This window comes from Maribacter aquimaris (genome assembly GCF_014596745.1).
In the GTDB taxonomy this organism is placed as follows: Bacteria; Bacteroidota; Bacteroidia; order Flavobacteriales; family Flavobacteriaceae; genus Maribacter_A; species Maribacter_A aquimaris.
The window spans coordinates 14,629-29,531 of record NZ_JABTCF010000010.1 but is presented as its reverse complement, the minus strand read 5'-3'; the positions used below and the strand labels follow the sequence as shown (position 1 = coordinate 29,531).

The following is a 14,903-nucleotide window of genomic DNA, read 5'->3' as shown; positions in this document are numbered from 1 at the left end:
TTAAAATTTAACATTTAAACTAAGACCATAACTCCTTGTTGATGGAACCCCAAAGTACTCTAGACCCTGTGAGTTACCAGCACTATAGGCACTTTCTGGATCAATATTGTCCGCACTACGTTGTATGTAGAACAAGTTTCTTCCGATTATCGAAACGTTGGCACTTGTTAGGAAAGTCCTTTCCAATATCTCTTTGGGAAAACTGTATCCGAAACTCAATTCACGGAATTTTATATAGTCGGCATCTTCGACGAACTGCTCGGCAATATTGTTTATCCTGCCGTAATAATCCTGTAAAAACTCTGGTGTTACCGTGGTGGTAAAAGGTTGATTTGTTGCTCCGTCAATACCGGAAATCGTCAAACCATTCACCCTACCTTCAAGGGTTTCTTTATGCAAACCTGATCCATAAGCGAAGGTGTTGGTACCTGAGAAAACCTGTCCCCCAAATTTACCATCGATCAAAAAGCTCAAGTTAAAATCACCAAAAGTAAAATTATTACTCCAACCCATGGCCCATGGTGCCACACCGTCACCTAAGATAACACGATCACCTTCCTGTGCCAATGGTGTACCATCGGAATTGATATCATATACTATGGTACCGGCATCATCCCGAACATAACTTACACCAACTATCTTACCAAAACGTTGCCCTACTTCATGCTGTATTTGGACGTTCTGTGAACGTGCTTGATCCAAACTTACTGGCTGACCTTCAGCGTTGGTCTCAACAATCAAACTTTCGTTAAAAGAACCGTTTATACTAGAGGTCCAATTAAATTTCTCTGAACGTACTGGAGTAAAGGAAAGTAAAAATTCAACCCCTTTGTTCTCCAATTTACCCAAGTTGGCCGTAGCAGAAGAATACCCTGAATATATTGAGGTAGTTGCATTTACTATATCATCGGTAGTCTCGTTTTTGTACACCGCTAAATCCAAGGACAAACGATTATCAAAAAATCTAGCATCAAGTCCGATCTCAACTTCACTCTTTGTCCAAGGCACCAAAGCGGCATTTGGAACTGTACTACCACTTACCCTACCTAAGGGCTGACCTAAATGACCTTGACCGAACAATTCGTAGGTTGGAGCCAATTTATAGGCTTCATCACCACCCCCACCAACTTCGGAGTAACCACCCCTTAATTTCATAAAGGTAATTGCCGATGGCAATTCCAATGCATCCGATAAAACCAAACTTGCATTGGCAGATGGATAGAATACATTATTGGAAGTGTCCTTACCTGGATAAGACAATGTAGAGAACCAGTCATTTCTACCTGTAAAGGTCAAATATGCCCAGCGATCATAAGCCAATTCCAAAGAACCATATACAGACCCTATTTTTCGTTCATTGAACAAACGGGACCGGCTTTGATTGGCCAAATTCGAAATATCCTCAAAACCAGGAACTATAAAATCATTCCCTCCTAAATTCAACTCCTCATATTTTATGTGGTTACTGTTCACACCCACAAAAGCCGAAGTCGAAAACTTATCGGTAATATCCTTATCAAGACCCAACATAAGGTCGGCATCTACTTGTGTATATATCCTTTCTTGCTCTTGCATTCCTCCCAATGGTTTAAATGCAGTACCATAAGGCTCAAGTGATGTTGATTTTCGTGTATAATGGTCCGTACCAACACGGCCAGATAAATACAACCAATCCAACATATCATACCTAATGGAAGTAGACGCTATAATACGGTGCTTAACATCCTCATTACTGAAATTATAGGCAGCGAAATAAGGGTTCGTAGAGTAAATATTACTGGAATATGCATTCTCAGACAAATCCTCATTCATTCCTGGCTGCATGTTCCGCACATCAACATTCGGTGCCAAAAGGGCTACGGTGTAGTTTGCATTTCCAGGAGAATCCGATAAACGTGGTCTATTTTGTACTTTTTCAACAATGTACTTGGCATTCACCTGAGTGGTGATTTTTTCAGAAAGCGTAGCCCCTGAGTTCAAGGAAAACGACTTTCTGTTCAAACCTGAATTAGGCATAATATCCTCATTATCCATATTGGATAACGAAAGTCTATAATTCATATTTTCTGCATTACTAGATAAGGCCACGGTATTTACAAAGGTAGAACCCGTTCTATAGAAACGACTTGAATTATCACCCACATAAGAATAAGGTCTTTCAACACCATCCCATTGTACTACAGGAGAACCATCCAATTTCGCTCCCCATGCACTGTTCCCTAAATCAAAAGCTTCAGCCTCATTAGCGGGGACCCTACCACGTGTACCTTGACCATACTCGTGTTGAAAGTCCAAAATACCAGTATTCAAGGCATCAAAAGTTACGGAGCTACTTACTTCAACCCCAAAACCTTTTTGTTCTGAAGTACCACCTTTTGTGGTAATCAAAATAACACCATTACCACCTCTTGAACCATAAAGGGCCGTTGCGGCACCACCTTTAAGTACTCGAACCGATTCAATATCATCTGGGTTGATACTGGAGATACCATCACCACCATCAGATCCACCCCACATTCCTGCAGCCCCATTATTATCGTTACCGATTGGGATACCATCAATAATATACAATGGTTGGTTATTACCGGTCAATGTATTATTACCACGAATAACAACCCTACTTGAACCTGCGGCACCAGTGGAGTTGGAAGTAATATTTACACCAGCAACCTTACCTTGAAGCGAATTGATCGCATTGGTAACCTTTACCGTTGCAAGCTCTTCACCACCTACTTCCGTAGCGGCATAACCAATGGCTTTCGCTTCTTTCTTTATACCTAAAGCGGTTACAACAACTTCTCCAAGTTGTTCAACATCCTCCACCAATGAAATATTGATTGAAGTCTTACCTCCGATTGCAACCTCCTTGGCCACGAAACCTAAGGAAGAAAAAAGCAAGGTTCCAGAAGTACTGGAAACGTCAATGGTATAATTACCATCAAAATCCGTTGAGGTACCATTTGTTGTTCCTTTCTCAATGACATTGACACTCGGAACAGGTGTGCCGTAATTATCGGTCACCGTACCTGAAATAGTTTGGGCTATTGCTCCTTGTATAAAGAGCAAAGCAACAAACATCAATACATACTTAAATTTTTGATTCATGTTAGTTTAGTTTTGTTTAATAATCGTTTGAATCTTTAAATGATAACATTATCTTAAAGTTATTAAAATAATGTTAAAGTACTAAATTTGAAATTTGACCGTTGATTTTGAAATGTTTTCGACCAATAACTACGCTGAAAAGCTAAAGAGCAATTCTATAAAACCTTATATAGTTAAAACAAAGGTCCTTAGAAACCAGGGATAAAGCCATAAGCTGAACAGGTTGGGATAGAACCTGTTAAAACGGGACTTTAGACGGTGTACGTTTTTTATGATAACCCCTTAATTATCTTCCTACTTTTTTATTTGATTTTAATTACAAATGCCGATGTTCCCAACAACCTTGATCTAAGGCTTAAGGGGAGTTCGATGCTAATACCTTCGTCCTTTCTTTTCCATTGTAATGACGATTTCACACCTAAAATGGTTGCTTTTGCTTTTTTTGGGATAACAACGGGGAATTCTATGGCAGAAGGTAGGCTTTTTTGCCCCTTTTCCACCAAATAAATAAGATAAATCGAACCATCGGGTTTTGTTGTTACGCAAACATTACCGGATTTGTATGGTGCCATTGATTTGGTCCCATAAATAGCTTCGTCGTTAATGTTCATCCAATCCCCTATTTCCTCCAAAAGTCCATAGGCACCAGCATCCCATTCCCCTTCAGGACTTGGTGCTATATTGAGCAACAGGTTACCTCCCTTAGCCACAATATCGACCAATGTATGTATTGCTTCCCGACCGGACATATAATTGGCATCAAAGGAATAAGACCAACCACCACCGGCAATAATACAAGATTCCCAAGGGTATGGCAGAGGTTTTTCAGGAATACGATTCTCGGGCGTCAAATAATTTTGATTCTTCCCGTGTACAGCCCTATCCACCACAATCAGTCCAGGCTGTTTTTCCCGGGCTTTTTCGACCAATTCATCCATTCGGATATCCTGACTCACTACACGGTGTTTCAAGAAACCATTGCCCGATAGATTCTCCTTGAACTTTTCATCATAGTTTTGTTCTATATTTTCCTTGTCTCTCTTTTTAACCCAACCACCATCGAGCCATAGAATATCCACCTTACCATAATCCGTTAGCAATTCCAGTATCTGGTTATGGGTAAACTGGACATATTTTTCCCATTTCTCCGGATAAAGCGCTGGATCATAATTTACATTTCTATCAAAAGGCGGGAAATTTGGGGACCAATAATTTTCATGATGCCAATCCGGTTTGGAAAAATAAGCTCCTGCCCATAGACCTTCACCCCTAAAGGCTTCGAATATCTCTTTAGTCACATTGGCCTTCGGATTTGAAGAAAACGGCGTTTCGGGGTCTGTTATCTTATAATCCGTATACTTTGAATCGAACATGGAAAAGCCGTCATGGTGTTTTGTGGTGAAAACCACATATTTCATTCCCGCATTTTTTGCCGCCTTGGCCCATTTATCCGGATTGAATTTTACCGGGTTGAAGGTCTTTTTTAAATCTTCATATTCTTTCCTGTAGGTATTGTAATCCGATGGATTTGAACCCATTTTCCGTTCGCACCATCCATAATCCTCCGGACAGATCGACCACGATTCCACAACACCCCATTGACTATAGGGACCCAATGCATAAGAAGTCCGAATTTAAGGTCTTGCCATTCCGAAAGTTTTACATTGGTTAAGGAATCTGTCTCTGGGACATACCGCTCATCCTCGTAAATCGCTTGTCCCCAACTCTGCTGAAAAGCGGCTAGGAATACCACCAATATCAAAATCCTACTGTGTATGAACTTTTCCATAATCATTATTTTTGATTACTGCTTTAATTGATCAATACTTTGAATCCGGTCTTTAGTACATCGGTTAAATTGCCTCCTACCATGATCTCGAAATCACCAGGTTCGACACCCCTTTCCATATCCTTGTTCCAAATCGATAATTTCTCTGGTCCCAATTCAAAGCTAACCGTCGACTTTTCTCCCTTTTTCAAGAAAAGACGTTTAAATCCCTTTAAGGTTTTTCGGGGGGTGGTAACACTGCTGTATACATCATTAATATAGAGCTGCACTACTTCCTCACCGTCAAAATCCCCCGTATTCTGAACATCAACATGAACCAGTATTTTATCTTCTTTATGGATTTCCGAAGCACTAACCCTCAAATTGGAATAGGTGAATTTGGTATAACTCAACCCAAAACCAAAATCGTACAGGGGATCTTGGCTTTCTCTAACATACCTATGGATGGCCGAAGGTTTTTGGTTATAATAAATTGGCAACTGACCTACCGATTTAGGAAATGAGATGGGCAACCTACCCGCCGGGTTGAAATTACCGAAAAGCACATCTGCCACGGCCCTTCCCCCAGCTTCTCCCGGGAACCAGGACTCAAGAATGGCAGGAACATGATCATTGACCCAATTAATCGCCAAAGGCCTACCGTTCAACAATACGGCAACCACTGGGGTACCGGTCTCTTGAATTGCTTTGATCAGTGCCAATTGTTTTCCATGTAATTCCAAGGTGGCAACATCCCTATTCTCCTCCACCAGTTCGTTGGACTCCCCCAGTACCACGATAGCCACATCCGATTTTTTGGCTGCAGCAATGGCTGGTTCAAGATCAACTTTTTGTAGGTTCCATCGCAAATGGGCTCGCGCTCCCCATCCACCTTCCCACATTTCTATGCGGATCTGGTATTCCCTGCCCGCTTCAAACCGCATGGGAGTGGTAACGATTGCTGTTGCTCCTTTGTTCCAATTGTCTACAATAAGTTGTTCATCCACCCACATTCTAACACCGTCATCAGAACTTAACCCCAACCACCCTTCAAAGGTTTCCGTTGGTTTTAAAAAACCTGTCCATCTTACCGAAAACTGATCATCAGGTACCCCTGGTCCTGGAGACCATGGCCAATCAAATCCCAATTCCCCATCAATCCTTGTCAGTACGGGACTACCTTCTAAATTCCTATTATCGAAATATTCCCCTTTTAACCCATTTCCTTTCTTATCGGGTGTAAATAGATATTCTTGATCAACGATTTGCCCCTTAACAATCAAGGGAACCCCTTGTTCATAGAGAACTTCCACAGAGGAATCCACTACCTGTTTTATACCCTCAAGAACGGTGATCCCCTTTTTATTCCGAACCGAATACCCACCCAATCTACTTTCATTGGCGTTAGGCCCTATCACAGCGATTGTTTTTATATTTTTATTTAGCGGTAAAAGGTTTTTTTCATTTTTTAAAAGCACCATTGATTTATGGGCTGCCTCCAATGCTATGGCTTGATTTTCCAATGAATGCTTCCGCTCCTGCATTTTCGTTTCCTCAATAAAAGGATGCTCAAAAAGACCCAATAAAAACTTCAACCGGAGCACACCCCCTGCGGCCCTATTAATTTCATTCATTGAAAGTTCGCCTTCATTGACCAATTCCATTAAGGTCTTTTGCCAAAATTCATTGGAAAAATCATAGAATTGCATATCTACCCCTGCCGCGACGGCTTCCTTTATACTTTCCCTTGGGGAGGAGGTTACAAAGTGGGTGGTCTGCAAGTACTTTATCGCCCCTAAGTCCGAAATTACAATGCCTTTAAAACCCCATTCCTTACGTAAGACATCGGTTAGCAACCAATGGTTGGCGGCACAAGGAACCCCATCCAATTCAGAATAAGCACACATGGCACCTAAGGCCCCACCTTCTTTGTATGCCTTTTCAAATACGGGTAAGAAATCCTCACGTGCCGTTCTTTCCCCGACAATAACCGGGGAAGAATTTCCTCCGGCCTGAGGATAGCTATGTACGGCAAAATGTTTAGGCTCCGCGATTATTGCGTTATCCGAGGATAGGCTATCCCCTTGCATCCCCTGGATCATTGCCAACCCTAGTTCAGATGCCAAATAAGTATCTTCACCCAAGGTTTCGGCAATCCTTCCCCAGCGGGGCTCCCTTCCTATTCCCAAGACGGGCCCTAACCCATAATGTACACCATGCGCCCTTGCCTCAGAACCGATAACCCTTCCTACCTTTTTCATAAGACCTGGGTCCCAGGTGGACCCTAACCCTATATTCATGGGAAAAGCTGTATTACCCTCACCACTATATCCATGAAGAACCTCTGCCATGATCAATGCAGGTATCCCCCATCTATTATTTTCCATAACATAGGCTTGGAGTGAATTGATCATCTTCGCCGATTTCGGGTAAATGTCATGGATTGCGCCAACACCCAAGCGACCTATCTTTAATTCCGTTTTTTTCGAATCAAATTGCTCCCCGTTTTTAAAATACTCCCCCTTATACATGTCCATTTGACGAACTTTTTCCTCGAGTGACATTCGTGACAAAAGATCGGATACCCTTTCCTCTACCGGCAATTTTGAATCTTGATAGGGATATTGGGGCTGTTGGGCCAGTCCAATGGACCAAACACAGAATAATAGGAAGCTGCAATAAATCTCTTTTCCCATAGGAAGTGATTTCAATTGATTAAAATTTCATCGGCAAAAATCCAAGAGGGCGTCCCTGCGGCATGATGCCAGTAAGGTGGACTTGCCATATTCTTGGCCTTTATCTTGATATACCTGAATTCCTTGTCAATATCATTCACATCAAAATACTGGATGTCGTTTACCTTGCTGTTTTTGGTCAAGGGAGCCTTGTTCTCCACCGTTCCGAGTGCCACAAATTTTTTGTTGTCGGTAGCCCCATAATAAGTGACATGCGTAGGATAGAACACTACATGGTTGGTCACTTGCAAGAAAGCCATGGAAACCATATTGATTCGCTGCACATGGCCTAAATCCACTATAGCCTCCAGATCATTACCCTCAAACCCTAACCAATTGGCATAAAAACCATTTCCACCAAGGGCCCCATCGGTAAGGACTTGTGGGTCCTCATTGGCATATTTCTTGGGTTTGGACAATAGGGTTACCTTTTTCCCCAAAGCTTTATTGGGTTGCGAGGCTACTTGAAGGGCTTTGGAATAGGTCCCAAGATATTCGCTTACCGTAAACCCCATTTCATTCATTAATGTGATATTACCGGCTTTGGTGGTTTCCTTTAATTTCTTTAAAATCCCATTTACCATAGGATTCACCTGTACACCATCATCCCCAGTATTTACAACCAAAGTATATTCATTTGATATTCCTTTCCTACATGCTTCCAACACGGCATAATCAACGCCTAAACGAGCAGTCCTCACCCTTAGGAGTAATTCTGGGCTATCAGCCACTTCTTTTTCGGCCTTATCAAATAAAGCGGAATACTCTTTGAGCAGGTTTGCAGACAAATAGGAATCGAAGGCCTGTGAAGGGTCTCCATACAAAAACAGGAAGAATTCGGGATCTTTCTTTAATGCAGCATGTATTTTATCTACATACTGTTTTACATAAATCCCCGCTTCCTTGTAATAACCGTTTGTGAATTCCGTCAAAAGGGCATCGAGATCCAAACTGGGGTCCCAAAGCAATTTAGCCGTAATATAGGACCGCAATTCAAAAAGCTCACTGGGATTATTGCTATGCTGCTCAAAGACCCATTTTGCACCATTATCCTTGAACAGTTCAATATTGGGTTTAAGGGTTTGGATATTGGGAAAGGGGGCCATAAAATTGGTGAATTGGGTGGTGTAATCCCAAATTCTAATATTGTCGGTTAATTTTCCCCATCCTTTTAAATCGTCTGCAAAATCGGCACATTTCTCTTCAATGGGACCACTTCGATCACATTCAATAGAGCATAATGTGATGAGTACATTATCAACTGGGTGGGTTTTGCAAGGCTTCCGTGTATGTTGATAGGCCAAGGTTGAAATGGTCTTATCGGGAAATGCCTCAGCTACCTTATTCACAAACCGAATCATTGTCCCTGCCGGGCTACCTTCCTCCTCATCAATTTTCGAACAATTCGGACACTGGCAATATTGTTGATTATCATCTTGACTCACAGAAATCACTGATGCCTCAGGGTATCTTTGAAACATTGCCCGTACTGAATCCTTGACTATCCCTAAAACCGTATCATTAGTTAGGCACAACTGGGTCGGCAATCGTTTATCACCTCGCCAGGCGTAATACTCAGGATGTACTTTAAAAAATGTTTCCTCTGGCACAAACCGTTGGAAAGTATGTACACGGGCTATTGGTACATAATGCGGAAACGCCTCGTAAGTTACTTTTTGCTGGTCAGCATAGTCCTTGTTTTCATAAAAAAGCCTTGAATGTACTGTTCGAGTAGTAATTTCCGGAGTATAGGAATAGTCAAGGGGCAATGCCAAGGCTATCGAGGTTGATTGTGGTATTTCCTCGACCTCTGGAGCATACCATTTACAATCCAAATACCGTTCTAAAAACTCATAAATGGCATTATTCAATGCCGCATCAGACCCCCCATGAATATAAAGATTTCCATCAGACACATTTATCCTAATCTGATGCATCCCCAATTCAGCATCATCTATGTTTCCTATAAATATTTTGCCCCTATCCGCACCCTGTGAGCTTTCATCCACAATACTTAATTGTGCCCCACTGATCTTATTGATGTATGATTGCAGCACTTTTGCGGATGCAATAGCCCTTTCAGTGGCGCCTGCATCAACAACAATTTCAAAATCGGATTTTCCATTTTTTACCAACTGGAGTGAATTATCCGAACAAGAATTCAACACAAGACAAAAAACAAATAGCGTAATAAGGACTCTCCTTTTCATGTTTTTAGATTTAGTACTCATTATTTTTTCTTTGATGCCTCATAGATGGCTTTCAAGAGACTGTTGGCTTCCTTGGTATCGTTCCCCAATTCCCAAAACATGATCCCAGCCAATTTCTTTTGTTTGGCATAGGCCGTTTTTAAGGCTACGGAAACCGTATCGTCATAACTGATGAACACACTGTCCTTTGCACTGTATAAATAGGGTGCTTTCGCAACAGGATCCCAATACCTTTTATAATTCCTATTCGATTCAAATTCCTTACGAATCTGATTGTAGGCACTCCATCCGATATACGAACCTTTGTTGGACTGATATAGACCGTTATTCCCTGGAGGTACGCCTTTCCAAGCACGGCCATAAAAGGCCGCTCCAATAACAATCTGATCTGGTGCTACCCCTCTGGCAATACAAAAATCGACTATGCGTTCTACCGATCTAGGCTCATACGTATAACCCCTTTTTTTCATCTCTTCCTTTCTGCTTTTAATGTATTCTGCAGCGGGAGTATCTTGAATGTCCTTGGTTTCAATCAACCCCAGGGCAGTATGGTGACCGGTGACCGGGGAAGTAGCCCCAATTTGGTCATAGGTCATTACATTCATATAATTTGCGTACTTCATTACTTCGGTAACCTCAACATTTTCATAATACCGCTTCCATCCGGCCGAGGCAAAAGTCAGTGTTTGCGTTCTCTCCAAGGTATCCAATCCCTCACGCAGTTCTTTCATCAACAAGGTGAAATTCTGTTTATCTTCTGGGCGCGCTCCGGTATTGGCGGCAGGAATAGCAGGATATTCCCAATCAATATCCAGTCCGTCCAATTCATATTCAGTATTGAATTCCACTACACTTTGAACAAATTTCTTTCGATTTTCTGCGGTGTGTGCCATATCGGAGAACCCATCAGCACCCCATCCCCCACAGGCAATCATTACTTTAAGGTTTGGATGTTTTTTCCGCTCAGCGACCAACGCTTTGAGTTTATCTTCATTTTCAGCATCCCTGAATTGCATCTTACCATCTATGACATTGGTAAATGAATAAATGATATGGGTCAATTGGTGCAATGGAAGTTCATCTGGGCGATAATCCTTTTCGGGCACATAATACGCCATTACCACATTCGTACCCTTTTTGTTCCTTGGCTCTGCATTTTCCGAATGCACAAAAGAGGCGGTCAAAATTATCCCTATAAAAAGTAAAACATAATATCCTAGTCTTTTCATATGTATGTATTTTTAATTGTACCATCTATTTGAAAAATCTGCCGGTCCTAACTGGACAAAATATCCCCAAACCAAAAACACGGGGTTGGATTCAATCAAAAAAAAAGATTAAAACCATTCCTCAACATAAATCCCATGAGAGCTTTTGATTTTTAGTAACCCAATCGGATTTTGGCCTCATTCGCATCAAAATCGGATTTTTTAAAGGTATGTGCCTCTGTGTTGAACACGTGGTCATCAAAAACGAAATCCCCCTGTGAAAAACCGATATAGAAATACTTCATGGTCTCTGCAAAAAAATAAGTGGCCAGATAATCCTTGGGTTCCTTGGTTCGAACATCATTGATCGAATGAAAGGCCACCTCACCCTTACAGTTCTTTTTAATATCCTTCCAATATTTTTCAAGCATGTCAAGGTATTTCTCCTTTCCCGTAATTTCATGTAAATAGTAGGCAGATTCTATGATTTCCGGATTGATCTCAAAATTCGCATATTCCACGGTATCCTTGCCATAATGATATCTGGTCGGCAACATTTCGTATTTATCCCATAGCCAATCCCAGGTTGCCTCGGATTTTTCCGCAGCTTCAACATTGCCCGAAACAGCTTGAATGGCCGGCCAAAAAGCATCGTAAAGTGAAACGGATCGCTTCAGGATTTCTCCGGTATGCATATCCACAATGGTATAAAAGGTTCTTCCTTTGTATTCATCCAAAAGATAGGTATTGATCTTATCCAGGCTATAATCCCAAATTTCCTTGATCTCGGGATCTGGGAATATCATATAACTTTTGTACATGTATTCATAATAGGCATCTACCCCAGCTTGCAAATGATGCCATTGGGTACCTTCCCATTCCCCGGTAACCACATTGATATTTTCCCCAGGCAACCCTATTTCCGACTTTCTGTCAAAGACGGCTTTTGTAGCTCCTTTTGCCGCTTGATAATATTTTGGGTCTTTCGTATAATAACTAAGGATCCCGAACTCGAATAAGTAAGTGGCCGCCTGTGCCACATTCACCACATCACCCTTGCCCTCACCATGGTTACCCCCGGTTTTCCCTGTCCTTAGGTTTACGGAATGAAAGGGAATGCCCGTAGGGGAATCAAAAGCAGGTAACAACCTATCCCCAAAACCACGTGCTTTTTCGAGAATTTCCTCATTCTGTGTGTAATGATACATTGATAAAAGTCCACCCAAAATACGGATATTGACCTCAAACACCTGAACATACTGATCCTTGTCATAATTCATGGCCAGGGCATAGTCCTCAATTTCCTTGGCCTCTTTATCCAAGCCCATTACTTTTAAGGTACTATAGGCATCTATTGGCGAAATACCCAAGGAATGTTCATACCAATCAAAGGAATTTTTAGAAAGTGGCAGCAACACATCATGACCCCATGCGTAGGTTCTATAATCATTCCACGATCGTAAGGTCTCTGCCTTGATCTCGGCTTGTAATGCCGTTATTGCCGAATCCTTTTCTTTCCCGGGAGCCTCAATTTTTGTTGTGTTGACCTCTGATTTACAAGAAACAAATGATAGGACCAAAAGGGCCTTCAATACTATATTTTTCATTCCTATTCTTTTAATCGATTTGGATTGTCGAAGCATTTACTAATTTTTTGTGGGATATAAAATATTCTTTATGGGATTCCCCATTGATGAGGATTTCACCAATAGGCTTATTATTTCCGACGGTATTGGATGATATTACAAGCTTTTTACCCTTGTAATACCCATCATCCAAATGAATCGTTATTGTATCAAATTTAGGTTTGACCAGAGCATACATGGGTTCGGCAGGATTCACAGGATACATTCCCATCATCGAAAAGACGGCCCATGCCGACATGGTACCGGTATCATCATTCCCGGGAAGGCCATCCGGACTGTTCTTAAAATGTTCCTTCAATAATTCCGACACCAATTTTTGGGACCTATATTCTTCCCCCTTTACATAATTAAAAAGATACGGATAAGCGATATCCGGTTCATTCGCCATATCAAACTGCCCCTTATCGAATACATCCTGTAATCGTTGTGCAAAAGGTTTTTGACCTCCCATTAATTTCATCAATCCCTTGATATCATGGGGGACCATAAAAGTATATTGCCATGCATTGCCTTCGATAAAACCAAGGTTCTTTTCAAAATTGGCCCCAGATTCGGGGTTATAAGGTGTTAACCAACTACCATCATCGTTTTTGGGTCGCAAGAGATTGAACTCCTTATCAAACAATTTTCGGTACGATATGGCCCGTTTCCCGAAGCGCTTATAATCGCTTTTCTTCCCTAACGTCTTTGCCAATTGGGCTATGGCATAATCGGCAATGTTATACTCTTGGGTGGTGGAGACCGAACCACTATTGGTTGTTTTGGTAGTCAGATATCCTTTCGTTATATAATCCTCAAGTCCAGGACGTAACGGATTATCCTCTAACTGCCCGGCGCTTTTAACCATGGCCTCATAGGCTTTATCCACATCAAAATCCCTGATACCCTTCAAATACGTATCGGCAATAATAATTCCCGCCGGGTCACCGACCATGGTTGTCGTCTCGGTGGCATTCAATTCCCATTTGGGAAGCCATCCGCTTTCGTCATAGATCTGCAACATGCTTTTTACCATGTTCGACTGTTGCTTGGGATATACCAAACTCATCAATTGGTGTAAATTGCGATAGGTATCCCAAAGGGAAAATACGGTATACCGGGTATCCTTTGTTCGTAACGTCTCTCGGGATTTCATTTTAGGATAATCCCCATTGACATCGTTCAACGTATTGGGGTGTATCAAGGTATGGTACAAAGCGGTGTAAAACACAGTCTTATCTGCTTCACTCCCTCCCTCAACTTCTATTTTAGACAAATATTGGTTCCATTCTTTACGCGCATCCAACAATATCCCATTAAAAGTCCTACCCGAGGTTTCCTTCTCCAAATTCTCCCTCGCATTGTCCAAACTAACATATGAAATTCCGATTTTCATTTCTACCTCGGTCGGACTCTCAAAATTGTATCGCATATAAGCCCCAATGCTATCACCTACCACTTCCTTGGTAAAACCCTTCATCAGTCGTGTTTTACCATTATAGCCCATCCATTCAGATTCGACTCCCTTATATGTTGTGGGCTTTTTCCAAACCCCGAATTCATCCGCAGGCCTAGAGAATCGTGCTACGAAATACACAGGATAGGCCTCCTCCGGTTTATAATAACAAAATGAACCTACGGAACGCACTCCTTCGATTTCGGTTGCGGACACCACTCTGACACTGGCACCCTCCTCATTGGTAAGGCCCAATCCTAAATTCAATAAAATATTGGATGCCCCGGCAGGAAAGGAATACTTACTGACTCCTACCCTTGTGGTTGCTGTGGCCTCCACTTTAATATTGTATTTATCCAAGACATTGGAATAATACCCGACTTGACTAATTTCATTGGAATAGGTGCTTCCATATGCCAAATGATCGGTAACAATTTCACCTGTAGTCGGCATTGCTAAAATCACCCCTAATTCCGGGCAGCCCACCCCACTCAGATTCACATGGCTAAAACCCGTTAAAAAGGTGTTTTCGTGTACATAAGGGGTAGACAGCCATCGACTGTCTTTCTCCAAGGGTAGATTTTGAGGCCCTGCTACATTGAATGGGGAAACATTCGCCATGCCACGAACGGCAATAGGTCCGGGGTTTGTGGTTCCAAAATTGGACGTTCCTATGAATGGGTTCACAAAGTCAACGGGAGCCTTTTGGGCCAACGAAATACTAAAAACCAAAAATAATACTACTGTTAGTCTATACTGCATCTTACCTGAATATTGATTTCTTAAACCCCAAAAA

The 14,903-nt window shown here is 41.8% G+C and carries 8 protein-coding genes; all 8 read right to left on the bottom strand.

Annotated features, from left to right (window positions below; translation table 11 throughout):
• Window positions 1-3,105, bottom strand: a complete 3,105-nt coding sequence (locus HPE56_RS14730) for a SusC/RagA family TonB-linked outer membrane protein (RefSeq protein ID WP_188244521.1) — start codon at window positions 3,103-3,105, stop codon at window positions 1-3.
• Between the two features lie 302 nt (window positions 3,106-3,407).
• Window positions 3,408-4,694, bottom strand: a complete 1,287-nt coding sequence (locus tag HPE56_RS14725; protein WP_317173214.1) for an alpha-L-fucosidase — start codon at window positions 4,692-4,694, stop codon at window positions 3,408-3,410.
• A complete protein-coding gene (locus HPE56_RS20575) occupies window positions 4,589-4,894 on the bottom strand; it encodes a hypothetical protein (RefSeq protein WP_317173213.1) in 306 nt (101 codons plus the stop codon). The genes HPE56_RS14725 and HPE56_RS20575 overlap by 106 nt, the downstream gene beginning before the upstream one ends.
• A gap of 23 nt (window positions 4,895-4,917) precedes the next feature.
• Entirely contained in the window at window positions 4,918-7,569 is a 2,652-nt protein-coding gene (locus HPE56_RS14720) for a glycoside hydrolase family 3 protein (protein ID WP_188244520.1), read from the bottom strand.
• Window positions 7,570-7,580: 11 nt separating this feature from the next.
• Complete coding sequence (locus tag HPE56_RS14715) at window positions 7,581-9,818, bottom strand: DUF4838 domain-containing protein (RefSeq protein ID WP_188244519.1); 2,238 nt, start codon at window positions 9,816-9,818, stop codon at window positions 7,581-7,583.
• Window positions 9,819-9,838: 20 nt separating this feature from the next.
• Complete coding sequence (locus tag HPE56_RS14710; protein ID WP_223170327.1) at window positions 9,839-11,047, bottom strand: glycoside hydrolase family 18 protein; 1,209 nt, start codon at window positions 11,045-11,047, stop codon at window positions 9,839-9,841.
• A 152-nt stretch (window positions 11,048-11,199) separates the two neighbouring features.
• Window positions 11,200-12,633 carry a glycoside hydrolase family 47 protein gene (locus tag HPE56_RS14705; RefSeq protein ID WP_188244518.1) on the bottom strand — a complete coding sequence of 478 codons (1,434 nt, stop codon included), beginning with the start codon at window positions 12,631-12,633 and terminating at the stop codon, window positions 11,200-11,202.
• Window positions 12,634-12,643: 10 nt separating this feature from the next.
• The gene (locus HPE56_RS14700) at window positions 12,644-14,869 is read right to left on the bottom strand and encodes a GH92 family glycosyl hydrolase (RefSeq protein WP_188244517.1); all 2,226 of its coding nucleotides are present in this window, start codon (window positions 14,867-14,869) and stop codon (window positions 12,644-12,646) included.
• Between the last annotated feature and the right edge of the window lie 34 nt (window positions 14,870-14,903).